The sequence below is a fragment of the uncultured Thiohalocapsa sp. genome, from assembly GCF_913063425.1.
GTDB lineage: Bacteria > Pseudomonadota > Gammaproteobacteria > Chromatiales > Chromatiaceae > Thiohalocapsa.
In genome coordinates this window covers 56,152-80,197 of record NZ_CAJXYK010000002.1, presented here as the reverse complement: position 1 = coordinate 80,197, position 24,046 = coordinate 56,152, and the positions used below count along the sequence as shown (strand labels likewise).

The following is a 24,046-nucleotide window of genomic DNA, read 5'->3' as shown; positions in this document are numbered from 1 at the left end:
CACAGCGCGGCGGATCACATAATTCGCGGCCTGCGTTGCAGTAACCTTAAGGGGTAACACTGACTCCATCATCGGGGTCTTGCGCCTGGGGAGCGCTCGCGGGCCACTCGCCGCGCTCATGCTTGCTGAGAACCGTTGTGCCTGGATCGCCATGAAACCGTCCTTGGCCAAGTCTCGCCAGGATACCGCGGCGCAGCCCGCTGCGGATGCGGGCAACGTCATGTCCGCGCTCGCGGGCGATGCGCTGCTGGTGCGCATCCAAACTCTGTCACGCGTGGTGGAGAGTTTGCCCGTGGTGGTCTATGTCACCGGCGATGCGGACGAGGCGCCGCGCTACGTCAACGACTTCATGCGCACGCTGCTGCGCCTGCCCGCCGGCGACGAACGGCCGAGCCATACGCTGTGGCGCGAGCATCTGCATCCGGATGACCGCGAGGTCATCGAGCGCGAGCGCCTGCGCACCCGCGCCGAGGCCGAGCCCTTCTATGCCGAGTACCGTCTCTGCGCGGCGGATGGGGCGGTGCTCTGGGTCAGCGATCACGCGCGCGAGATGCGCGTCGAAGAAACGGGGGACCGGGTGCGCGTGGGTGTCCTCAAGGACATCACCGAGCGCAAGGAGACGGACCTGGCGCTGCGCCGCAGCCTCGCCCTCAACGAGGCGGTGCTGGCGGCGGTGCCGGATCTGCTCGCCTACCTGGACCTGGAGCTGCGCGTGCAGCATGCGAGCGCGAGCTTTGCCGCGGCGCTTGACGCCACCCCCGATGCACTCGCAGGCCGGCTGCTGACCGACCTGGTTGGCGCGCCCGAGGTGCCCCTGTCCGCATGGCTGGAGCGTTGCCGCCGCGGCGTGGCGCTGCGCAAGGAGGTGTGGCTCGACCTGCCGGGTCCGGGCCGCCGCTGTCTTGAGCTGCACCTGGTGCCGCACCGTGATGCCGACGCGGCCATGCTGGGCCTGGTGGTGATCGCCCAGGACATCACGGACAGCGTGCGCCAGCGCAAGGCCCTGGCGGAGCGCGAGCAGCAGGTGCGCAACATCGCGGGCAACCTGCCCGGCGCCATTTTCCGCTACCAGGAGCTGCCCGACGGCAGCTGCCGGGTGCATTACATCAGCGAGGGCTGCCGCACCATCTGGGAGCTGGATGCGACGGATGTGGAGCAGGACGCGGCGCTGCTGTGGGACATGGTGCTGCCGGAAGATCGCGACGCCATGCGGGCATCCGTCGCAGAATCGCGCCAGGCGCTGTCGCCCTGGGAGCACCAATGGCGCATCCGCACGCCGAGCGGTCGGCTCAAGTGGCTGCACGGCCGCGGCACGCCCCAGCGTCAGGGCGATGGCACCGTGTTCTGGGACAGCGTCATCACCGACGAGTCCGAGCGCAAGCACGCGGAGCTGGAGCTGGACCGCCTCGCCCACCACGACCACCTCACCGGGCTGCCCAACCGGCGGACCCTGCGTGCACGTTTGGAAGAAGCGCTCGCACGCAACGCCGAGCGCGGCGGCCTGCTGGCGCTGCTGTTTATCGATCTCGACAACTTCAAGCAGGTCAACGACTCCTTCGGCCACAGCGCCGGTGATCGGCTGCTGGTGGAGCTGACCGGTCTGCTCGCGCGCCACGTGCCGGCGGGCCAGCTCTTTGCGCGCATCAGTGGCGACGAGCTCGTGGTGGTCACCGAGCGCGCGGTGGACCAGCAGGGAGTGGCGGCCCTGGCGCGCAGCCTGCTTGCGGCGGTGAGTCAGTGGCGCTTCCGGGTGGAAGACCAGGAGATCGCCGTAAGCCTGAGTATCGGCATCAGCCTGGCGCCGCTGGACGCCCGGGACGCCGAGTGCATGCTGCAGACCGCGGACACGGCCATGTACCGGGCCAAGCAGCTCGGGCGCAATCGCTACCAGCTCTACGACCCGCGCCTGACCGAGGTGGTGCAGCAGCGCATCGCCTTCGAGAATGGGCTGCGCCGGGCACTGGACGAGGGCGGTTTGGTGCTCCATTACCAGCCGCAGGTGCATCTGGGCAACGGCCGCATTCTGGGTGTGGAAGCGCTGCTGCGCTGGCGCCATCCGGAGCGCGGTATGCTGCTGCCGGTGGAGTTCCTGTCCATCGCCGAGGGCGCCGGCATCATCGGCCCCATCGGCGAATGGGTGCTGGCGCATGCGTTCGAGACCTTCGCGCGCTGGAAGGACGCCGGCATCGCGCCACCGCGGCTCGCGCTCAACGTCTCCGCCAAGCAGGTGGCGGATGTGGACTTCCCGCGCCTGGCGGAGACCATGCTGCGGCGCTTCGTGCTGGCGCCGACGGAAGTGGAGCTGGAGCTGAGCGAGGACCTGCTGGTGGAGGAGGGGGGCGAGTCCCTGCAGGTGCTGGAGGCGCTGGCGCGGCTGCAGCTGTCCATGGCCATCGACGACTTCGGCACCGGCCGCTCGTCGCTCGCGTACCTGCGCCGCCTGCCCGTGAGCCGCATCAAGATCGATCCGTCCTTTATCGCGGCCCTGCCCGACGCCGACGCCGCCGCCATCGTGCGGAGCATCGTCGGGCTCGCGGGCAGCCTTGGCCTCGAGGTCATCGCCGAGGGCGTGGAGACGCGCGGGCAGGCGGACTTCCTCGCGGCCAACGGCTGTCCGGCGGTGCAGGGCTTCTATTTCGCCGAGCCCATGACCGTGACCGAGATCGAGCCGCTGCTCCGCGCGGGTGCCGTGGCGCCCGCCTAGGCCGAGGCTCCAGCCGATCACTTGAACGAAGCCCCTGACGCGCTGAGGAAATGTAAAAATCTGCGGTGTCGGCGTCTGACTGCAACCGGATGGCGTTGATCAGGTTGAGCACCTCGCGCTGCTTGGCATCGGGCGATGTTTTGCTGTCGAATCATCTCCAACGCTTGTTGCGGCAAGAAGGTCGCAGAGAATTGCAGGTGCATCGTCCTGCGTAAAGGTCCTTGATCAGCGTCGAGGACAGAATGACCTCGTCAGACCTGGTTCAGCCCATACCGGCCACTGCAGACATCTACTCACGCCGCCGATCGGCGCTGTCACGAGGTGGACTTCGGCTCATGGCATCACCGTCTCCACCTCGAAGCCCACCAACGTGCGCTGCTCGCGGCTGAGCTCGATGCCGATCAGGTGCATCGGCAGCCCCTCGGCGCGGTACTTCTCGGCATAGCCGCGGTCCCTGATCTGTTGCAGCGCGGCGCCGTCCGGGGCCAATTCGGCCACCTTGAATTCGAACAGCCAGAGCCGGCCGTTAAAGCGCAGGCGAAGGTCGAGCCGGCCGTGGCTGCTGGCGTCTTCGCAGGCCAGGTCGAGGCCGAGGGCCGCCAGGTGGCTGTAGAAGACGCTGGCGTAGTAGCCCTCATAGCGCGCCAGCTGGTTGCCATCGTGCCACTGGTGCGGGATGGCGTGGAAGAGGCTGATGATGTGCTGGCGGAACCCGTCGAGGTCGGCGGCGAGTAGGACGTCGTAGAGCCGGCTGGTCAGCTCGCTGGCCTGTCCGGGCTGCTCGGTCAGCCGTTTGAGCAAGGCATCGTTGAGGGCCGCCTCCACCTCCAGGTTCGGATAGCCCAGGCTGTACTCCCAGCGGGCGCCGATCTGGCGCGAGCCGGTGAAGGTGAGATAGCCGGTCTGCCAGAGCAGCGCCTCCGTTGCCAAATGATCCACATCGAACGCCGACAATAAGGCCTCGTCGGCACGCAGGTGCGCGAGCCTCGGCGTGTAGAAGCCGCGCTCGGTCAGCACGTCCACCAGGAAGGTCGGCGTGCCGGTCTCGAACCACCATGGCCGGAATTGGCGCCCGTCCAACAGCAGCAGCACGTCGAAGGGGTTGTAGACGGCCTCGCCGAGCCAGTTGTAGCCGTTGTACCAGGCACGGACCTGCTCGCGGTCCAGCCCTTCCAGCTCCGGTGCGAAGACCTCGTCCAGGTCCGCCTCCGTATAGCCGCAGATGGCCGAGTAGCGCGCATCGACGGTGATGTCCTTGAGGTTGTTCAGCCCGGAAAATAGGCTGACCTTGCTGAATTTCGATACGCCAGTGAGGAAGGCGAAGCGGATGTGCGCATCCTGGCCCTTGATGACGGAATAGAGGTTGCGCAGCCCGTCGCGCATCGCCCGCGCCGTATCCGGGTCGGTGATGTTGTCGAGGATCGGCTTGTCGTACTCGTCCACCAGCACGACGACGCGCTCGCCGTGCTGCGCATGGGCCGCTGCGATCAGCCCGTGGAAACGCCCGGAGAGGCTGCGCTGCTCGCCGCGCACACCGAGCCGCGCCTCGTTCTCCGCCAGCAGCTCGGCGATCTTCTCATCAAGCTCGCTTCGGTTGCGCAGCACACCCCCGGCGAAGCTTAACCGGATCACCGGAAAGCGCCGCGACCAGTCCCAGCGCTGCTCGGCAGCAAGTCCCTGGAACAGCGCCGCATTGCCCTCGAAGAGCTCCGCGAGCGTGTCCAGGAACAGGGACTTGCCGAAGCGCCGGGGGCGCGACAGAAAGTAATGCGAGCCCTCCGCGATCAGCCGCAGCGCCAGGCCGGTCTTATCCACATAGTAGAAGTCTCCCTCGCGGATCTTGCTGAAGGTCTGGATGCCGATGGGCAGGCTGCGTTTGGCCGTCATGACAGGTCATCTCGAAGAGCTGGATCGGTTTGGGGCCGGGCTCGGGCTTCAGTCTACGCCTCTCCACCGGCATGATGGGCAGCGGTATCACCTCATCCCGCGGCGCTCAAACGCGCAGACGGCTTGGATCACCAGCACCGAGCCGGTGGTGCCGACGCGAAGCTCCATGCCCTCGGGGTTCCGACCAGGATGGTGTCGATCACCACCATCGCGAGCAGCACCAGCGGCGGGTGTGCTTTTTCGGCTTGGAGTAACCTTGTAGAATCGCGCACAACGTATTTTGCCCCGTGCATATTTGGAATGTCCGGATGCCCCAAGCCAAACGTATCGACTGGCATCGCTGGTTCGGCATCGGTCTCACCGACCGCTTCGACGGAACCCCTTGGCGCGTCGAGCTGGAGAAGGAACTGGCCCAGAAACGCCAGAAGCTCGACGTGGTCATCATCGAGCGGGCCGACGGCGGGTCGGAGATCGATGCGTCGGCGTTCGAGCTGCCGGACGGGCTGGACAACCTGGGCGCCCACAACCTGCTCACCTATAAGTCCCACCAAGAGGCATTGGACGCCTGGGCGCTCGATGAACTGGTGGGCCACTACGTCAACTACCGCAAGCTGCTCGCCGTCGGCGGCGACGATCAGGCCCGCGCCGACGTTGAGGGCGACGACGCAGAGCCCGAGCGGCTGCTGCCAGAGCATGCCTTTCAGCTCTACGCCGTCGCCACTCGCGAGCCGCTCGGCCTGTTCCGCCGGCTGCCGCCCGGTGCGCTGCAACCCACGGACCATGCTGGTGTCCATGATCTGCACTGGGGCGTTCGGCGCATTCGCCTGATCGTGCTCGACGCCGTCGCCGACGCGCCCCGCAACGCCCTGTGGGAACTGTTCAGCAGCCGCATCAAGCATGTGCGTCGGGGATTGCACCACCTGCGCGGTCGGCGCCGATCCGCCGCCGCCCAAGAACTGCTGTATCGGGTATTCATCAACCATCGACTGGGGCTTTCCGCCATGAGCTACACCGTCGACGACTTCATCCGCGAGACCCACCAAGAGATCATCGCCAACCTGACGCCCGAGGAGCGTCGGGCCATAGTCGAAGAGATGCCTCCCGAGGAGCGCTTGCGCGGGCTTGGGCCGGATGAGCGCCTTCGCGGGCTTGGGCTTGACGACCGCCTGCGGGGGCTCGATCCCGACGAGATCCGATCCCTCGATCCGGAGACTCGCGAGATGCTGCGCCGGGTGATGGCCAAGCTCAAATAGCGCACTCTATGCCGGCTCTGATCAAAGGCGCCGCGCTGCGCGACAGGCGCCGCTTCAACGGCGCGCGATGCCTGACGGAGCCGGAGCGCCGCGACCATCCTAAAAGTGTCGACGTAGTCCCAAGTCGTTTGACATCGTCGGCGCCGGGATCGTCATCCGCGACCAGCTCGAAGCGCGCTACGGAGCTCTGCCTCGCGGTTTTGTGCAATAGGCGAAACTCCCTCTATGAGCGACGAAAACCAGTCCCGGCAACCTCTAAAACTAAACGCGTCCCAGAGAGACGCCCTCGACGCGGTCCGCGTATTCCTGGCAAGCAACAAGCCGGCATTCTTGCTCAAAGGCAGCGCCGGGACGGGCAAGACGACGTTGATCAGGCAGATTGCATCCCTTGTGCGTGAGCACGGACGCCCTCTGGCATTGGCTGCACCAACCGGCCGTGCAGCACGCATCCTTCGCGCTCGAACGGGCTATAACACCGCGACCCTGCATGGGCAAATATACGGCCAACCGGAGGTTCGCGCGGACGACTCAGCAGATGCACTCAGCGACCCTGCGGTGCGAATGTACTTTCCGCTGCGAGGCGATGATCCCATGGACTCGGTCTTTATCGTCGATGAGGCGTCTATGGTCGGAGACAAAGAGACGAAGGGCGATCTGGTGCAGTTCGGCTCCGGTCGTCTCCTCACCGACCTGATCAACTATGCCCGACTTGATCGAGAGGATGTCGCTCGTCCCACTCGGGGCCAGATCATCTTTGTGGGCGATCCGGCGCAACTACCCCCGGTCGGTGAGACGCACTCGCCAGCCATGTGCACCGACTATCTGGCTCAAGCACATGGTCTCGAAAGTCAGTTCTTCGAGCTTTGTGAAGTCATGCGTCAGAAGGAGGGTAGCGCGATTCTCGCGCGAGCCACCGGGCTTCGCGACGCCATTGATGCGCAGACCTACACAGCGTTCGATATCGCCGAGAGCGGCGACGAGGTTCGACAGCACTCTGTTACCGAGAGTCTGGACCTCCTACTTGCGCAGCTCCAGCGCAACAAGAGCTGTGTATTCGTCACCCGCACCAACGGTCGTGCCCGCGAGCTCAACCGGGCCGTGCGGGCTCGACTCAGAGGGGATGAAGATGCCCCGCTGACCAAGGGCGATTTACTGCTGATCAACAAGAATTCCTACCGTTGCAACCTGAGCAATGGCGATTTGGCGCGTGTAGAAGCCGTATCTCCGGCGCCGATTTCCCACACGGTATCCCTCAAGGTCAAGCCGCAGTCCGAGGAGGTGAGACGCAGCTTCGAATCCAGGCATGTGGAGATTCACGAGCGAACTGCCCGCGTCTCCCTATACTTCCGGCCAGCGCGCATCCTTTACCAGGAACCGGACAATACCGTCACGCAAAGCGATTGCCTGCTGATCGAAAATCTTCTCGACTCACCGGACCGCGAGCTCAGCCCTTTGGAGGTGCGCGGACTATACGTGGATTTCCGTCAGCGCCATCCCGCCCTTAAACCGGGTAGTGCCGAGTTTTCCATCGCCCTCCGGGATGATCCGTTCTTCAACGCGTTGCAGGTCAAATACGGGTATGCGCTGACGTGCCACAAGGCGCAGGGTGGTGAATGGGAAACCGCCATCATCGACTTCAGCGGCGGCGGTGGAACCCGAAACGAGATGTTTTTCCGTTGGGCCTATACCGCGATCACCCGAGCCCGGACCAGGCTCGTCACCGTCGACGCGCCACGGTACACGGCGTCCTCCGACATGGCTTGGCAGGGTTTGGCTGCTGAGGACGCGTCGCCGGATGCCAACGCCGCTGCGGCGTCGCACGCCGATCCCGATTAGCAACGTTTCGCGTTCACCGCAGGCCAGGAAGACCTGTTCCGTTATCACGCGGCCTTCCGTGATGCCTGGGCTGACCGATCCGTCCTGATCGAGTCGCTCGCTCACCTTGCCTACGCCGAACGCTATCAGATCCGACGCGGCGTCGAGCATGCCTGGGTGCAATACCACTAGAAAGGCAACCACAGGCTGTCTCGAATCTTAGCGGCCCCAGGTGCGCACTCGGATCATGGCTTGCTGGAGCAAGCGATGGCCTTGATGCAGACCGCGATCCAGTCAGCGGAGCGTTCCGATAGCCATCATCTGGAGCCTTTCATCGAGGAGTTTCGTTGCAAACTTGATCAGGTCGTTGAAGGTACCGGCATCCGCCTGATTTCCCTGGACCCCTCCAATTCCGCGTCAGGATCACCTTCGAGCATCAAGGAGTGTGCTCCGCTATCGACTTCGTGTACAACAAGAAGCGCCAATGGACCTGTGCAAGCGAAGTCGGTGGTGAGGGCAGCAGTCGCGGCCTTCTACAACGGCTGCATGAACTGATGGAGAGTGACGCATGAGCGACTCGCGAGAGATCTTTCAACTTCGTAAAGAGCACCGTTTGGACGACGCCCTCAACAAGGCGCGCGAGGGGTTTGCAGTCGCACCGGATGATATCTGGTTGCTGCGCGCCTACGGCTGGGTGCTTTACGACCTCATCAAGGCCGAGGTCGAATCCTTCGATAACCATCAGATCCCGCCTGCGCAGTTGGCTGCGAACGTCGGTGCGTTGCTCGCTGAGTATCGTCGCTTTGGGGAGAAAATCCGCCCCGATCTGCTGCACTCCCAACTGCTCACGCAAGTATTGAAAACCAGCCGGCAATGGCGTGGATTTCTGGAATTCGCCCGCTGGTGGGATCCCGTCCATCTGCGCGCAGAGGATCGCGAGCCCTATCATGCCCCGTACGGGCACGAGGTGGCGAGCCTGGCCCTTAGATTTGCCCACGCCGTCGGTCGCGGCGCCGCACATCCGCCCCCGGACGCGGAACCAGGGTTGGTCAACTGGGCCGAATCCGTGGTGGATGCCGAGTTGGATCGAGCGCCCAACGATCAATGGCTGCACTACTACAAGAGCCAACTGCTCCTCAATCGCGATCAGTGGGAGCAGGCGAAAGAGCATCTGCTACCGGTGATGCGCCGTCAGGCGAATGCGGCCTGGCCGTGGAGCTTGCTTGGGCACATCGAAGAACGTCGCAACCCGGAGCGCGCCATCATCTGCTACCAGCACGCCTGCCGACTTGCTCGACAGCCGCAAGAAGTGCTCAACACCCGGGCGTCGCTGGCGAGCTTGTTGGCCGCGCGTGGTCGTCAGGAGGAGGCAACAGTCCAGGTCCAGCATGCGCTCGCCGATCGTACCGAGCGCGGGTACAAAATACCGCCCAAGCTTCAGCAGCTCGCTTCCACATCCTGGTTTGTCGAGCTGAGCCAGCGGTCGAACCTCCCACCGGAGGCCGACGTGCGCGCAGAAGCCCAGGCAATACTATCGGAGGGTCAGCGAGCGCAACTTGTCTACCGGATTGGTGTGCTTGACCATCACAATCCCGGCAAGTCGCTCGCTCATGTGGCGTTCGGTCCGGAAGAAGGCAGCATATTGTCCTATCGGCGTTTTCACGGGATCGAATCGCAGTCCCTCGGCGACTTGATTGAGGTGGGCTTTGAGCGAGGCGGGGGTCCGCCTGGAGACTGGCACCCCGTCCAGTTCGCGCCGATTCCTGGCTTTGTCGAAATCAAGTCGGGGCAGGTCGAGCGCTGCGAAGGGCGTGCCTTCGGATTCATCTCCGGCGCAAGCCGCGACGACCGCGTCTTTGTGCCTCCGGACCTGATGGGCAGCATTCAAGGCGACATCGACAGCATTCGCTGTGTGTCTGTCATGTCCAGAGACAAGAAAGGGAAGCTTGGCTGGAAAGCTCTGAAATTGCTTTAGATTTTAAGGGTTACAGGCTCAAGGGCGTCGCGAGCCGTCGCCTCGCGCCTCCACTACCCCCCAGGAACATGGCCGCATGCGAAGCAACGGCGGTCATGCTGTCGGCTGCCGTCAAACTTGAAGCTGCGACCACAGCTTGGGCAGGTGAAGTGATCGCGGTTGCGTCGGATGCGCTCAGCGGGGATATCGTAGTGGCGAAAGCGAGGGCGGATGCTGGCCAGGAAACGCGAGGGGATCGCGTTGAATACCCGCCCGTAGTCGTTGCTGGTGGACTTTGGCCAGGAAATCACCAGCTGACGGCGCGAGCGGCTCATGGCCACGTACAACAGGCGGGCTTCTTCCCGAAGCGCTTCTTCGCCATCGTTTGCCGCAAACCATGAGGGGTAGTTGTTGTCGGTGCAGCCGGGGATCAGCACCGAGTCGAATTGGAGCCCTTTGGCGCGGTGCACGGTGGAGACCACAAGGCGGTCTTCATCGAGGATCAGGTCCGGCTCGCGATAGAGCAGGTAAGGCGGCAGACGCTGCTGCAACAGGTCTTGCAGCGTGGTCGGCGGGCAGGTCCGTTGCATGTGGCGCAGGAGTTTGTCTTCCAGGTCGCGGCGGTGCCCTGGCTCGTACGCATCTTGTGGCAGCTCGCGCATCAATTCGTCGAATAGGGCTTTGAAGTCGGTCTTTTCGAGCCAAGCCGCCCGTCTGCGCAGCCAGGCCCGCGGCAGCGGTGCGTCCAGACGGCGCAAGACATCCGAGATCTCGGCCACGAAGGCTTCGGCCTTGGCCCGGCGTTCGCGCCCCAGTTTCGCGACCAGCCGCAGCAGGGGCAGCGTGGCGCGCACGTCATCGAGGGCGTCGTGGCTGTTGTCTCCCTCCAGGCCGTGGCGCTCCAGCAGGTCGCCCAGTCGGTGCGAGGGGGCGTTCGGGTCCAGTGCACGGGCCATTTCCAGGCTGCAATACCGGCCACGGGTGTCGGGTGGCTCAATACCGACTCGCGCGAGATTGGCGTCGAGCATGAACCGGTCGAAGACGAGGTTGTGGGCAACCAGTGGGGCGTCGCCGAGGAAGTCGACGATGCGGCTCAGTCCTTCGCGTCGGTCCATGCCCTTCTCGGCGAGTTGCTCCGGTGTGATGCCGTGCACGGTGACCGAGTCGCCTATGTCGCGATCGCTTCGCAGATAGACGACAAGCTCGCGCCGCGGACGCCCGTCGATCAGCTCGACGGCGGCGATCTGCAAGATGTCGTCCTCGGCGACGTTGGTGCCGGTTGTCTCGGTGTCGAAGATGACCAGACGGCCATGTTCGAGCATGGCGATCAAATCGAGCCAAGGCAGAGCGGACTCCCCGCTTCGGTCTCCGAGCAGCCAGTGGGGCAGGATGGCGCATTCGCGCATTCGGCGTAGCAGCTCATGGGCGTCTTTCAGCGACCTTGCGGCCCCGCATAGCTGGAGTAGACGTATCCAGGGCAGCGGGGCTTCGGGTCGCGCCAGACTTTGCAGCCAGGCCATGAAATCCTTGCCGATCTTCAGCCTAAACAGGTCCTGGCTGGATACCGTGAAGTGGTCGAGGCCCGCGTGGTAAAGACTGGCCGAGAGCCGCGCTGCTTGTCGGTTGGTGCGCACAAGCAGCGCCACGCTGCCTTGGTGCTGCTCCAGGATCTTCGGTACAGCCTGATTGGACAGATATGCCTCTTCATCGTCCTCATTGGCGAAGGCCATGGTCAGCAGATCGTTACGTCCAAGCTCACCGGCAACCAACGAGTGCCAGTCCAAGTCCGCACGCAGCTCTTGGCGAGCGTACTGGCCGAGGATCTCCAGCAGGAATGGGAGCGAGCGGAAGTTGATCGAGAGCTCATGGAGCTCAAGCCGCTGACGCACCTGTTGAAGACGTTCATAGCTTGCACCCATGAAGGAGAAGATCGCTTGTTGCGGGTCTGCGTAGACAACGAGATGCCCCTCCGGCGCTAGGATGCGTTGAAGAATCTCCCATTGGAGGTCGTTCAGATCCTGGGCCTCGTCGACCTGTATCCAACTGAACCGTGGGGCATCGGGCTGCGTGTCCAGCTGTCGCCAGCAGTTCAGCAGCAGATCGTCGAAATCGAGCACCCGCAGCTCCCGCTTCTGCCGGCGGTAGTGTGCGCGGACCCAGAGGAGGGCTTGGCAATAAGGGGGCGCGGGATCGTCGAAGCGGATCGACGTGGATGCGTGGAAAAGGCGGCGGGCCGACTCGATCACCGCATCGGGGCAACCGGCGCAGACTTGATCGACCCATGGGATGAAACGCAGCGCCGCCTTGCGCAGCTGCGATGGTTCGAGGGCCGGCGATCCGAAAGCGATACCTGCCGCAGTGGATCGGCCTGGAGCACTGCCGGTTTGTGGTTTTTTCCGCAGTCGCTCGATGGTCTTCGCTGTTGGCAGCTCGGCGTCGCTTTGCGGTCGCCAGCCTTTGAGCACATCTGCAACCGCTTGGTCGAGGAAGAGGCCGGTATCCTCTTCGTCGAGAATACCCGCGAGGGCACCCGCCCCATCCGGCCCGCCCAGATAGCGGCTGGCCAGACTGTGCAGATTGCCCACGAATGCGCCGCGGCAGCGGTCTCCGAGGCGGGTTGCCATGTTGCGTGCCGCGCGACTGGTGAAGGTCAAACAGGCGCAGCATTCGGCAGGCATACCGGAGTCGAGGACGCGTTCCAGTCGCAGTGCCAGCAATTCCGTCTTGCCTGAGCCCGGCGGGGCTTGCACGAGGTGATGGCCAGTCGCCAAGTCGAGGACGGACTGCTGCTCCGGTGAGATCGTATCGGCGAATTGCCGCTTGAAGTCTTCAGGTGGTTGCATCAGCGATTGCAGCGTTGCTCAACTCAGAATTGCGCGGCGTGCGGTGGCGCGCTGGTCAGGTCCGGAAGTTGTCACACGCCGGACTGCGGCTCATGGCATCACCGTCTCCACCTCAAACCCCATCAACGTGCGCTGCTCACGACTGAGCTCGATGCCGATCAGGTGCATGGGCAGGCCCTCGGCGCGGTACTTCTCGGCATAGCCCCGGTCCTTGATCTGCTGCAGTGCGGCGCCCTCGGGGGCCAATTCGACCACCTTGAATTCGAACAGCCAGAGCCGGCCGTTGAAGCGCAGGCGAAGGTCGAGCCGGCCGTGGCTGCTGGCGTCTTCGCAGGCCAGGTCGAGGCCGAGGGCCGCCAGGTGGCTGTAGAAGACGCTGGCGTAGTAGCCCTCATAGCGCGCCAGCTGGTTGCCATCGTGCCACTGGTGCGGGATGGCGTGGAAGAGGCTGATGATGTGCTGGCGGAACCCGTCGAGGTCGGCGGCGAGTAGGACGTCGTAGAGCCGGCTGGTCAGCTCGCTGGCCTGTCCGGGCTGCTCGGTCAGCCGTTTGAGCAAGGCATCGTTGAGGGCCGCCTCCACCTCCAGGTTCGGATAGCCCAGGCTGTACTCCCAGCGGGCGCCGATCTGGCGCGAGCCGGTGAAGGTGAGATAGCCGGTCTGCCAGAGCAGCGCCTCCGTTGCCAAATGATCCACATCGAACGCCGACAATAAGGCCTCGTCGGCACGCAGGTGCGCGAGCCTCGGCGTGTAGAAGCCGCGCTCGGTCAGCACGTCCACCAGGAAGGTCGGCGTGCCGGTCTCGAACCACCATGGCCGGAATTGGCGCCCGTCCAACAGCAGCAGCACGTCGAAGGGGTTGTAGACGGCCTCGCCGAGCCAGTTGTAGCCGTTGTACCAGGCACGGACCTGCTCGCGGTCCAGCCCTTCCAGCTCCGGTGCGAAGACCTCGTCCAGGTCCGCCTCCGTATAGCCGCAGATGGCCGAGTAGCGCGCATCGACGGTGATGTCCTTGAGGTTGTTCAGCCCGGAAAATAGGCTGACCTTGCTGAATTTCGATACGCCAGTGAGGAAGGCGAAGCGGATGTGCGCATCCTGGCCCTTGATGACGGAATAGAGGTTGCGCAGCCCGTCGCGCATCGCCCGCGCCGTATCCGGGTCGGTGATGTTGTCGAGGATCGGCTTGTCGTACTCGTCCACCAGCACGACGACGCGCTCGCCGTGCTGCGCATGGGCCGCTGCGATCAGCCCGTGGAAACGCCCGGAGAGGCTGCGCTGCTCGCCGCGCACACCGAGCCGCGCCTCGTTCTCCGCCAGCAGCTCGGCGATCTTCTCATCAAGCTCGCTTCGGTTGCGCAGCACACCCCCGGCGAAGCTTAACCGGATCACCGGAAAGCGCCGCGACCAGTCCCAGCGCTGCTCGGCAGCAAGTCCCTGGAACAGCGCCGCATTGCCCTCGAAGAGCTCCGCGAGCGTGTCCAGGAACAGGGACTTGCCGAAGCGCCGGGGGCGCGACAGAAAGTAATGCGAGCCCTCCGCGATCAGCCGCAGCGCCAGGCCGGTCTTATCCACATAGTAGAAGTCTCCCTCGCGGATCTTGCTGAAGGTCTGGATGCCGATGGGCAGGCTGCGTTTGGCCGTCATGACAGGTCATCTCGAAGAGCTGGATCGGTTTGGGGCCGGGCTCGGGCTTCAGTCTACGCCTCTCCACCGGCATGATGGGCAGCGGTATCACCTCATCCCGCGGCGTCAAACCGCGCAGACGGGTGACGGTCGCTCAGCCTTAGTGTGCAAGGCGGCTGCCGCGTACCTGCGCGAGCGTCGCACCCAGCGGGTCACCGAGGCGTACCGTCGTGGCTACGGCGAGACCTGCGGGATCGGTCAGAAGCTCGACGGGTGGGAGGCGCAGGGGCAATGGCCCGAGGAATGAGCCGGGGCCGGATCTGGATGTATCGGTTCCGGGCACCCGAGGGGCGGTGGCGTCCGGTCCGGCTTGGCTGGCCGAGGCGCTGCGCCGGGCGACACGCGCCGCTGGAGCGGTGGGGGATGCGTAACGACGCTGGAGCGTCGTTACGATCAAGACCACGAAACACGGTGCGCTCGCGACTCAGCTCACAGTCAGCTCGAGGAGCGAATCCAGCGGCAGGAACATTGTCTCGGGCCGGCTCGGCAACGGGATGAAACCGAATTTGCGGTAGAAAGCGGCGGCGACCCGGCGCAGGGCGTTGGCCAGCAGGATGGCGCCGATACCCTGGCCTTGGTGTGGGGTCGCAACAGCCAAGCGTCGGAGCAAGACGACGGGCACCGGATACCGGGGTAAGCGGCGACGATACGCCTCGGGCAATGCCTCGGCGTCGAGGCTGCCGGCGCTCAGACTGTAGTAGGCGATGATCCCGTCGGGATTGGCGACGGTCGTCGCAACGAAGACCCGATTGACCCGGCGTCTGATGTTGCTGACGTTGCTTCTGGTCCGTGGCGAGCGCGAACGCGCACTGCGCGTGGGCGCGGCACTCCTTGAGGGGTCGCTGGCGGATCTACACTGGATGACCCGCGAGGATATCCAACAAGCGTGGGAGATTTTCCGGCAGTTCTCGGACAAAGGTTGGAGCTTCACTGACTGCTCCAGTCGCGTCGTCATGGCGAACCTCGGCATCACGAGCGCCTATGCATTCGACGAGCATTTCCGCCAGTTCGGAATCGGGCCAGTCTTGCCGCTGGATACCTGACGGCGTTTCCGGCCCGACCTGCCGATGCTGTGCACTCAGCTGGGACTTCCCTTTGGGCGTCGGCGGCCGCTGGGCCGCTCGGCCGGTCGGGGTCGGACAACGGCAACATGATGAAGCGGAATCCGGGGCTCCCGTCGGCCACCGCGTGGGGTTTGCACTGCCGCCGCTCCCGGATTCCGTCGGCGCTGCATCCCGGCTATGCGGCTGGGCGGGAGCAGGAAACGCAGCGTGCCTGTTTGTCGCGCCTCCATCGGCATCAGATTGGCGAAGGTGGACAGCATGAAGTCCGCTTTGCCGGCCGCCATCATCTTGGCGCCCGGTCCTGGATTGCGGACGCCGATCCAGCGCAGCGCAAGACTGTTCGCCTCGAGCACGCCCTTTTCTTCGGCGACGGAGATGGGCAGGAGACCCATGAACGGCGTCTCCGGAAGCCTGATCGGGATCAGCGGCTCGCCACGATGCGTTCCGCGCGGTCCAACATCGGCGCTGTCGGTGTCGGGGCCGCAACCGCCATCAGGCAGATCAGGGCGGCGATGACGATGCCGGATTCAGGGCATGGACTGTACGAGGGGTCAGCGCGCCTTGCGCGTCGCCTCGCGCTCGATGAGCATCTGCGCCAGGGAGTGGTAGAGCGGCTGCGGGCTCAGCAGAAAGGAGACGCCATAGCCGACCATGGCTGCCGCCATCAGCGCCAGCAGGGTGTTTTGATCGTCCGTCATCTCCATGACGATGACGAACGCGGTGATGGGCGATTTCACGGCGCCCGCGAAGTAGGCCACCATGCCGAGCAGGACCATCAGCTCCAGCGAGGCCAGCGGCAGCAGGCGGTGCAGATCGGCGCCGATGCCGGCCCCGGTGGACAGCGCCGGCGCGAAGATGCCGCCGGGGATACCGCTCAGGTAGGACGCGAGGGAGGCGATGAACTTGTACAGCGGATAGAGCGGCGCGGGCGCGTCACCCTCCAGCACCAGGGCCTTGGCGACGTCGTAGCCGGAGCCCATGACCCGGTAGTCCGTCAGCACCCCCATCAGCACCAGCACAGACCCGCAGACGAAGGCGACCGCGAGCCCATGCGTGGCCATGAGCGGCGCTATGGCCCGCGACAGGCGCAGCACCAGGAACGCAAAAAGTCCACCGGCGAGCCCCGCCACGACGCCGCAGAGCACCACCGCGAGCCAGTCGCCGAGCTGTGCGGTGGGCCCCGCCGCCGCGGTGCCGAAGTAATAGCGCTGGTCCATGAGCAGCATGGACACCAGCGCGGACAGCACCACGGAGAGAATCACGACGCCGGCGAGCCGGGGCGTGAAGCCGCGCAGCATCTCCTCGAACGCGAACACCACCCCGGCCAGGGGCGTGTTGAAGGCGGCGGAGATGCCGGCGGCCCCGCCGGCCAGCAGCATGCCGCGGGCCATGTAGTCCGCCGGGAACCGGGCCAGCCGGCGCATGGCATACATGATGGCAGCGGCCACGTGCACCGTGGGCCCTTCGCGGCCGATGGCGGCGCCGCAGCTTTGCCCCAAGAGGGTCAGCAGGATCTTGCCGGCGGCGATGCGCAGGGTCAGGAAGCGCTCCTTGGTGCGCACTTCCAGCGCGGCGATGACATGGTTGATGCCGCTGCCCTCGCTGCCGGGAAAGAAGCGTCGCCCGAGCCAGGCCACCAGCACCAGCCCGAGCGGTGTCAGCAGCAGCGGGGCGAGGGGCTCGGCGTCGGCAATGACAAAGAACAGCCGGTTGGCCTGCTCGCTCAGCACACCAAACGCCGAGGACACGATGCCCACCAGCACAGCACCCAGCAGGAAGGCCGCGCGCACACGCCAGGCGCGCCGCGACAGCAGCACCCGGCGGATGTAGCGCAGCCGACGCAGCTTCATGGCGGGGCCGTATGTTGGTCGTTGTGGTGGGGCGGCGGCGCTGCCGCCGGCCCGGGCGGCCTCAGGCGCGCAGCGATCCCCGCGCGGCGAGGCACCTGGACGGGGCTCATCAGGCGGGCTTCCGGGGCCTTGGGCAGCAGCCGGCGGTCAGGGACGGCGCGCAAAAAAGCCGGCACGCGGCCGGCTCGACGTGGGATGCGCGCGCAGGGTGCGCCCGCCCGGCTCAATAACCGCCCTTGCGGTGCACCTCCGGCAGGCCCGCGACCTTGGTGCCCTGCTTGGTGGGTGCAAGGGGGAAGAGCTTGTAGACGTCCTTGCTGGAGGGCTTGCTGCCCCAGACCTTGCCCAGGTCCTTCAGCAGCTGGCGCTCCATGGGCTGGTTCTGGTTGTTGTTGAAATACTCGTCACGCAGATACTTGATGACGTCCCAATGCTTGTCCGTGAGCTCGATGCCCTCGCCGTCCGCCAGCACCCGGGCGACGTCTTCGTCCCAGGCGGTGGGGTCGGTCAGGTATCCGCTCTCGGTGGTTTCGATGGTCTTGCCGTTGACTTCGATCGACATGTTAAGGGCTCCTCTCGTCGTCGCCGACCCCAATCGGACGCCGCCGTGGGCCGGCACTTTCTTGTCAGCTGTTGTGTCGGCGCGCCCGATGCGCGCTGAGCTGGTTGGCCCCTGGTGGCTCGCCGGGCATGACCCGCCTCCGGAGCGGCGCCAGCATCATGACCCGCTAATATTAGTGAGATTCGGCTGAGCCGTCATCCACACAACGCGCGGCTCATTGGGGCTTGTGGACGGCATCGATGCCCTTGTGCGGGATGAAGAGCCCACAGCCCATCACCCGATGCGGGCCGAGGCCCGCCTGCTGCAGCCGCAGTGACTCGTCGGGCTTGAGGTCTGCCAGCATCAGGCTGCGCGTGACAATGGCACCCTCCGGCGTGGCAAGCGGGGTTGCTTTGCCGCACAGGGCCTTGCGCAGGCGGATGTCGAGCTGCTCCTGCAAGGTCGCCGCCGCCCAGCGCAGGAAGGCCTCTTCGTCGAGGTCGGCGGAGCCCGCGACGTAGCGGGCGAAGAGCGTCGGCTCCTTGCCGAGCGGCTTGGGCTTGCCCTCGCGGATGCCGAGCGCCGCCCCGCCGACGTCGAAGGTCCGGCCTGCCAGGGCGGTGGTCAGGTCCGCCACGCACTGCTGCGGCACCCGGATACTGAGCTTGGTGCGCCGCGACAGCAGCAGGTGCTGATCCACCCCGTGGCTCGGGCGCTCCCAGCCGTTCTGTGAGCCCGCCACATGGATGGTATGAATGCCGGCGCCGGTGTCGGCGAGCCAGGGCACGGCGTCGAGCAGCGCGCGGCTCAGCGCATAGGCATGATCCACCGGAATGGAGCGGCATTGCAGCGTGAACATAACGTCCACGACATCGTCGGGGACGGTGACTTGAGGGGTGTCTTCTTCGTCTTGCCAGAACATGGGCAGGGTGCCAGCTGTCATGGGGTGCGGCATTTCTCGCGAAAGCGTGTCGGGTCGCTGGGGCAGCGCGGCTGCCGGGTGGCGGCTGGGGCGCGCGGGCGGCCTACTGCGGCAGACTCGCCTGCAGGGCATCGCGGTCGAACCACCACTCGTCCTGCACCAGGACGTCGACGACGTTGCGCAGCCGCACCAGGAACTTGTCCGGCTCGCGCAGCTCCAGGCGATCGCGCCAGAGGTCGAAGGCCTCCTGGGTGTCCACGTCGCTGTGCCGGCGCGCCACGTTGGAGAGGATCTGGGAGGTGAAGAACACCAGATTCTCCCGCTGGGTGCCTTCGCCGCGGACATCGGCCAGGAACAAGGCAGTGGTGGCGGCCACGGCCGCGCCGTCGGCGTCGTCCGGGGTCTCGTCCACGACGTGATTCAGCAGCTCCACGGCGAGCTCCACGTCCACCGGGTAGGTCACCGCGAGCCAGATGCCCTGGCCAAGGGCGGCGAGGGACTGCGGCTGCTCGGCGCGAAACAGCACCTCGCAGCAATCCGCGGCGGACTCGAACTGGTCGTTCGCGATGAAGGTATCGAAGGCCTCGCGCCCGAGGGGCCAGGCCTGGTCGCCACGCCCAAGTCCCACCAGGGTCCGGGCCATCTTGAGCTTGGCGTCGGCGAGGCGGCTCTCGTCCGCGCCGACGCGCTGCAGGGTGTCGTAATCTTCCTGCAGGGCGAGCAGGTGCGACTCCAGCGCTGCCTCTTCGGCGCCCTGCCGGGCAACGGAGTCGGCGGCGGTATCGGTCAGCCGTTGGGTGATGTCGTAAGCCTTCATGGGGTTCGCCTGGTGGGATTCGCCTGCGGGCGCGGTGCGCTGTGTCGTAGCCGGTACAGAGCGCAGCTGGCCGCCGGGATGCATCAAAGGGGCCGTGTGCACGGCCGGGCGTCAGCGGATCAGGCCGCTGAAGGCCGCCTCGAGCCGTTCCTCCCAGTCCTCGGGTGTGTCGGGATAGGGCGGCTTGACGTCGATGCGGAAAAAGCGCTCACCGGCGCGAGCAGCGTCCTGAACGGCGTCCTGGAGACCTGAAAAGCTCTCGATGTCCTTGCGTGAGACGAGTATCTCGCTGAGTTTCAACATGACGTTATTTGCCTTGTTGGTGTCGCATCGCAGTGGGTGCGGCATCGGTGATCCTGTGTGTGGCGACACGCCCGGAGCCGGCTGCGCGGGCCGGTGGTCGGCCCGGGCCGATCCTGCAGTCAGCGCCCGCGGCCGACGGACACTGCCCGCAGACCGCCGCAAGTCCATCCGGGTGCGCGTGACACCACCCGGGGGTGCTTGGCCGGGCCGGAGGTGCGTGGCTGGGGCGCTCGGGTTTTCCCCAAAGCCCCTCCCCGCGTTCCTGGTATCTGGAACTTCGCTGGGAGGCGCTTGTCGTGTCGTCGTCTCTGGGCGGCTATGTGCTGACGGGCGCCGGCGAATGCAACGCGCCGGCGGCGACGCTCGGTCGCGGCGACGACGGGCATGAGTGGGTATTAATATTAGTATCCGTTGACATTCCTGGGGGTAGTGGCTAGACTCCAGCTCCCTTGTGCGGGGCTGCGTCAGGCGGTCGTAGCGCCTTGAACGTCCACAGAAAAAAGTGCGTGGGTCAACTATCCCCAAAGGGATAGGCGGGGTGGACCCACCCACCCCGAACGTGGAATGTCGCCAGCCGCATGAGCTGGCTATAGTGCGGCCCGAGATGCGGCCGGACGCGCCGCCGGACGCCCCGCCAGGCTCAGGGAGAGCCCGCTGCCGGGATGCGCTGGTCAGAAACTCTGGTCTGGACAGCGCGATTCGCGGCAAGCGGCCTGCCGGTGTGTGGCGGGAGCGCAAGCAAGCTCAATACCCAGACTCTACTGGGCGCGGGCGTCGGCGGCCCAGGCCGTCGGACACCGGCCCAACCCGGCCTCAAGCCAATTCGGTCTTAGCAGTTTGACCTGACCTCAACGGGAGATTCAGCGACATGGCGATCGACAAGCACCAGACCCCGATGCTCGATCAGCTGGAGGACGGCCCCTGGCCGAGCTTCATCTCCGGCATCAAGCGTCTGCGCGACGAGCACGGCGACGCGCGCATCAACGAGATCACGAACGACCTGCTCGGTCAGCTGGAGCACTCCTACGAGACCCGCAAGGGCTACTGGAAGGGCGGCACCGTGTCGGTCTACGGCTACGGCGGCGGTATCATCCCCCGCTTCTCGGAGGTCGGTAAGGCCTTCCCCAAGTCCAAAGAATTCCACACCCTGCGCGTGCAGCCGCCGGCGGGTAACCACTACACCACCGGTATGCTGCGGCAGCTCGCCGACAGCTGGGAGAAGCACGGCTCGGGCCTGGTGACCTTCCACGGCCAGACCGGCAACATCATGTTCATCGGCGCCGATACCCAGGCGACCCAGCACTTCTTCGACGAAATCAACGATTACGGCTGGGACCTCGGCGGCGCCGGCCCCTGCGTGCGCACGGCGATGTCCTGCGTCGGCGCGGCGCGCTGCGAGATGTCCTGCACCAATGAGCTCAAGGCGCATCGCATGCTGGTGAACAACTTCACCGACGACGTGCACCGCCCGGCACTGCCTTACAAGTTCAAGTTCAAGGTCTCCGGCTGCGCCAACGATTGCCAGAACGCCATCGAGCGGTCCGACTTCGCTGTCCTCGGCACCTGGCGTGACGACATGAAAGTCGACCAGGACGAGGTGAAGGTCTACGTCAAGGCCAAGGGCCGTCAGTACATCATCGACAACGTCATCACGCGCTGCCCGACCAACGCCCTGTCGCTCAACGATGACGACACGCTGAACGTCAACAACCGCGACTGTGTGCGCTGCATGCACTGCCTGAACGTCATGCCGAAGGCGCTGCACCCCGGCGACGACAAGGGCGTGACCATCCTCATCGGCGGCAAGCGCACGCTGAAGATCGGCGATCTGATGGGCACCGTCATCGTGCCCTTCAAGAAGCTCGAAACCGAAGAAGACTACGAAGAGATGGTGGAGCTCGCCGAGAACATCATCGACTTCTGGGCGGAAAACGGTCTCGAGCACGAGCGCTGCGGTGAGATGATCGAGCGCATCGGGCTGGCGAACTTCCTCGACGGCATCGGCGTCGATGCCGATCCGAACATGCTGAGCCATCCGCGTCAGTCCTCGTACGTCCGCATGGACGGTTGGGACGAGGCCGCCGAGGAGTGGTTCGAGAAGCAGGCCGAGAAGGCTGCGGGCTGACCCGAGCCCGCGCAGGGATCGGTGCGCCGCGTCGGGCCCAACCGGGCCGCTGCCGCGCACCGATCGGCTTCGCCTGACTCGATCAGCACCTAACTGTTTTCTGATTTACTGGAGGACCATCGATGGCCAAAGACATGCGCGAGCCCATCGAATCCGGCTGCCCGGATCCGTGGCAATATATGCATCCGGTGATGCGCAAGAACTTCGGGCAGTGGAAGTACCATGAGCACCCGCGCCCGGGCGTGCTGCGCCACGTCGCCTACAGCGGCGACGAGATCTGGACTGTGAAGGCCGGCACCCAGCGCATCCTCGACGTGTTCACCCTGCGCAAGCTCTGCGACATCGGTGACACCTTCGCCGACGGCTATGTGCACTTCACCCTGCGCTCGAACATCGAGTACATGGTCACCGAAGAGTCCCGCGTCCAGCCGCTGATCAACGCGCTGGAGGACGCCGGCTTCATTGTCGGCGGCACGCAGAACTCGGTCACCATGATCTCGCACACCCAGGGCTGGCTGCACTGCGACATCCCGGGCACCGACGCCTCCGGCGTGGTGAAGGCGATGATGGACGAGCTCATCGACGAGTTCCGCAACGCCAACATGCCGAACCGCGTGCACATCACCACCAGCTGCTGCCAGATCAACTGCGGCGGCCAGGGTGACATCGCCATCAACGTCCAACACACCAAGCCGCCCAAGATCAATCACGATCTGGTCGCCAACGTCTGCGAGCGCCCGTCGGTGGTTGCGCGCTGCCCGGTGGCCGCCATCCGCCCGGCGATGGTCAACGGCAAGCCGTCTCTGGAGGTGGATGAGCGCAAGTGCATCTGCTGCGGTGCCTGCTATCCGCCGTGCCCGCCCATGCAGATCAACGACGCCGAGCACACCAAGCTCGCCATCTGGGTCGGCGGTAACCACTCCAACGCCCGCGGCAAGCCGACCTTCCAGAAGCTGGTCGCCGCCGGCATCCCCAACAACCCGCCGCGCTGGCCGGAGGCGACCGCCATCGTCAAGCGTATCCTGAAGGCCTACAAGGAAGGCGCGCGGGATTGGGAGCGCATCAACGAGTGGATCGAGCGCATCGGCTGGCCACGCTTCTTCGAGGAGGTGGAGCTGCCGTTCACCAAGTATCACATCGATACCTGGCGCGGTGCGCGGGCCAGCTTCAACAGCTCGTCCTACATCCGCTTCTGACGGGCCGGCCGGGGTCTGCTCCTGATCCCGCCGGACGCCACGAGAAGTGCCGGTGCCCGACACCCGTCGGGCGCCGGCAGCCACTCCGAGGTCGTTCAGTCCGAGGTCGCCCAGCCCAAGGTCGCCCAGCCCAAGGTCACCCAGCCCAAGGTCACCCAGTCCGAGGTCACCGAGCCCAAGGTTGCCCGGTCCAAGGTCACCCAGTCCGAGGTCACCATGAAATTCGCAATCCAAGTCAACGAAGGACCGTATCAGCACCAGTCATCCGACTCGGCCTACTTCTTCACCAAGGCCGCGCTGGAGAAGGGGCATGAGGTGTTCCGTGTATTCTTCTATCACGATGGCGTCAACAATGCCTCGCGGCTGACCACGCCGCCCCAGGACGACCGCAACGTCGTTGCGCGCTGGGCGGAGCTTGCCGAGGAGCATGATCTGGACATGGTGGTCTGCGTCGCCGCCGCACAGCGCCGCGGCATGGTGGACGAAGGTGAGATGCAGCGTAACGGCAAGGATGCGACCAATATCCATCCGCGTTTTCGCATCTCCGGGCTCGGCCAGCTGGTCGAGGCGGCCATTCAATCGGATCGGCTGGTCGTCTTCGGCGACTGACCCGGCACCGAGCCCACGACTGCCCGAGAGGGGAACGACATGTCGGAAACCATCAAGAAATTTCTCTATCTCAACCGCAAGGCGCCGTACGGGACCATCTACGCCTGGGAGTCCCTGGAGGTCGTGCTCATCGGCGCCGCGTTCGATCAGGACGTGAGCCTCGCGTTCATGGACGACGGTGTCTACCAGCTCACCAAGGGGCAGGACACCACGGGCGTCGGCATGAAAAATTTCTCGCCCACCTATGCGGCCCTCGGCGACTACGAGGTCAAGAAGATCTTCGTCGAGAAGGAATCCCTGGACGAGCGGGGCCTGACGCTGGACGATCTTCAGCACCTGGTCTGGGAGGATGAAGACGACGACTGGGCCGAGAAGGACTCCATCCGGCTCGTCTCCAGGGAGGAGATGACGGCCATCATGGATGACGCCGACGTCGTCTTCAGCTTCTGACCCGCCCGACCCAACGACGAGCACCCGGCG

At 65.2% G+C, this 24,046-nt stretch carries 20 protein-coding genes; 10 read left to right on the top strand and 10 right to left on the bottom strand.

Annotated elements, in window-relative coordinates; translation table 11 throughout:
- The first annotated feature begins 163 nt into the window (after positions 1–163).
- On the top strand, positions 164–2,704 hold the full coding sequence (locus QZ607_RS01315) for an EAL domain-containing protein (protein ID WP_295878739.1): 2,541 nt from the start codon (positions 164–166) through the stop codon (positions 2,702–2,704).
- A gap of 333 nt (positions 2,705–3,037) precedes the next feature.
- On the opposite strand, the gene QZ607_RS01310 is transcribed toward QZ607_RS01315, so the two are convergent.
- Complete coding sequence (locus QZ607_RS01310) at positions 3,038–4,591, bottom strand: ATP-binding protein (RefSeq protein WP_295878738.1); 1,554 nt, start codon at positions 4,589–4,591, stop codon at positions 3,038–3,040.
- Between the two features lie 308 nt (positions 4,592–4,899).
- Here QZ607_RS01310 and QZ607_RS01305 point away from each other — a divergent pair, with 308 nt between their 5' ends.
- The 4 genes from QZ607_RS01305 to QZ607_RS01290 all read left to right on the top strand — a co-directional run bounded on the left by QZ607_RS01305 (position 4,900) and on the right by QZ607_RS01290 (position 9,634).
- Positions 4,900–5,844 (top strand): hypothetical protein, encoded by a 945-nt coding sequence (locus QZ607_RS01305; protein ID WP_295878734.1) that lies wholly within the window; start codon positions 4,900–4,902, stop codon positions 5,842–5,844.
- 225 nt (positions 5,845–6,069) lie between these two features.
- Positions 6,070–7,680: an ATP-dependent RecD-like DNA helicase gene (locus tag QZ607_RS01300; RefSeq protein WP_295878731.1), complete on the top strand. Its 1,611-nt coding sequence runs from the start codon at positions 6,070–6,072 to the stop codon at positions 7,678–7,680.
- 231 nt (positions 7,681–7,911) lie between these two features.
- Entirely contained in the window at positions 7,912–8,214 is a 303-nt protein-coding gene (locus QZ607_RS01295; protein WP_295878729.1) for a hypothetical protein, read from the top strand.
- Between the two features lie 13 nt (positions 8,215–8,227).
- Entirely contained in the window at positions 8,228–9,634 is a 1,407-nt protein-coding gene (locus QZ607_RS01290) for a hypothetical protein (protein ID WP_295878727.1), read from the top strand.
- 53 nt (positions 9,635–9,687) lie between these two features.
- Here the strand turns inward: QZ607_RS01290 and QZ607_RS01285 are convergent, their stop codons facing one another.
- The 3 genes from QZ607_RS01285 to QZ607_RS01275 all read right to left on the bottom strand — a co-directional run bounded on the left by QZ607_RS01285 (position 9,688) and on the right by QZ607_RS01275 (position 14,845).
- On the bottom strand, positions 9,688–12,456 hold the full coding sequence (locus QZ607_RS01285) for a 3'-5' exonuclease (RefSeq protein WP_295878725.1): 2,769 nt from the start codon (positions 12,454–12,456) through the stop codon (positions 9,688–9,690).
- A gap of 90 nt (positions 12,457–12,546) precedes the next feature.
- On the bottom strand, positions 12,547–14,100 hold the full coding sequence (locus tag QZ607_RS01280) for an ATP-binding protein (RefSeq protein WP_295878721.1): 1,554 nt from the start codon (positions 14,098–14,100) through the stop codon (positions 12,547–12,549).
- A 463-nt stretch (positions 14,101–14,563) separates the two neighbouring features.
- On the bottom strand, positions 14,564–14,845 hold the full coding sequence (locus QZ607_RS01275; RefSeq protein WP_367268140.1) for a GNAT family N-acetyltransferase: 282 nt from the start codon (positions 14,843–14,845) through the stop codon (positions 14,564–14,566).
- A 13-nt stretch (positions 14,846–14,858) separates the two neighbouring features.
- Here QZ607_RS01275 and QZ607_RS01270 point away from each other — a divergent pair, with 13 nt between their 5' ends.
- Positions 14,859–15,182 carry a hypothetical protein gene (locus tag QZ607_RS01270; protein ID WP_295878718.1) on the top strand — a complete coding sequence of 108 codons (324 nt, stop codon included), beginning with the start codon at positions 14,859–14,861 and terminating at the stop codon, positions 15,180–15,182.
- A gap of 35 nt (positions 15,183–15,217) precedes the next feature.
- Here QZ607_RS01270 and QZ607_RS01265 read toward each other — a convergent pair whose 3' ends face one another.
- The 6 genes from QZ607_RS01265 to QZ607_RS01240 form a co-directional block, all read right to left on the bottom strand.
- Positions 15,218–15,595, bottom strand: a complete 378-nt coding sequence (locus QZ607_RS01265) for a hypothetical protein (protein WP_295878716.1) — start codon at positions 15,593–15,595, stop codon at positions 15,218–15,220.
- A gap of 159 nt (positions 15,596–15,754) precedes the next feature.
- Complete coding sequence (locus QZ607_RS01260) at positions 15,755–17,053, bottom strand: chloride channel protein (protein WP_295878714.1); 1,299 nt, start codon at positions 17,051–17,053, stop codon at positions 15,755–15,757.
- Between the two features lie 223 nt (positions 17,054–17,276).
- Positions 17,277–17,615 (bottom strand): TusE/DsrC/DsvC family sulfur relay protein, encoded by a 339-nt coding sequence (locus tag QZ607_RS01255; RefSeq protein WP_295878713.1) that lies wholly within the window; start codon positions 17,613–17,615, stop codon positions 17,277–17,279.
- Between the two features lie 214 nt (positions 17,616–17,829).
- A complete protein-coding gene (gene cas6 / locus QZ607_RS01250) occupies positions 17,830–18,516 on the bottom strand; it encodes a type I-MYXAN CRISPR-associated protein Cas6/Cmx6 (RefSeq protein WP_295878710.1) in 687 nt (228 codons plus the stop codon).
- A 103-nt stretch (positions 18,517–18,619) separates the two neighbouring features.
- The gene (locus tag QZ607_RS01245; protein WP_295878708.1) at positions 18,620–19,333 is read right to left on the bottom strand and encodes a hypothetical protein; all 714 of its coding nucleotides are present in this window, start codon (positions 19,331–19,333) and stop codon (positions 18,620–18,622) included.
- A 111-nt stretch (positions 19,334–19,444) separates the two neighbouring features.
- Positions 19,445–19,636, bottom strand: a complete 192-nt coding sequence (locus tag QZ607_RS01240) for a sulfur relay protein DsrC (RefSeq protein ID WP_295878706.1) — start codon at positions 19,634–19,636, stop codon at positions 19,445–19,447.
- An 868-nt stretch (positions 19,637–20,504) separates the two neighbouring features.
- Between QZ607_RS01240 and dsrA the strand changes: the two genes are divergently transcribed.
- From dsrA to tusC, 4 genes are all read left to right on the top strand, one after another.
- The gene (dsrA, locus tag QZ607_RS01235; RefSeq protein WP_295878703.1) at positions 20,505–21,761 is read left to right on the top strand and encodes a dissimilatory-type sulfite reductase subunit alpha; all 1,257 of its coding nucleotides are present in this window, start codon (positions 20,505–20,507) and stop codon (positions 21,759–21,761) included.
- 122 nt (positions 21,762–21,883) lie between these two features.
- On the top strand, positions 21,884–22,957 hold the full coding sequence (gene dsrB / locus QZ607_RS01230) for a dissimilatory-type sulfite reductase subunit beta (protein ID WP_295878700.1): 1,074 nt from the start codon (positions 21,884–21,886) through the stop codon (positions 22,955–22,957).
- Positions 22,958–23,173: 216 nt separating this feature from the next.
- Positions 23,174–23,566, top strand: a complete 393-nt coding sequence (tusD, locus tag QZ607_RS01225) for a sulfurtransferase complex subunit TusD (RefSeq protein ID WP_295878696.1) — start codon at positions 23,174–23,176, stop codon at positions 23,564–23,566.
- A 39-nt stretch (positions 23,567–23,605) separates the two neighbouring features.
- Positions 23,606–24,016, top strand: a complete 411-nt coding sequence (gene tusC / locus QZ607_RS01220; RefSeq protein WP_295878694.1) for a sulfurtransferase complex subunit TusC — start codon at positions 23,606–23,608, stop codon at positions 24,014–24,016.
- Positions 24,017–24,046 lie beyond the last annotated feature (30 nt).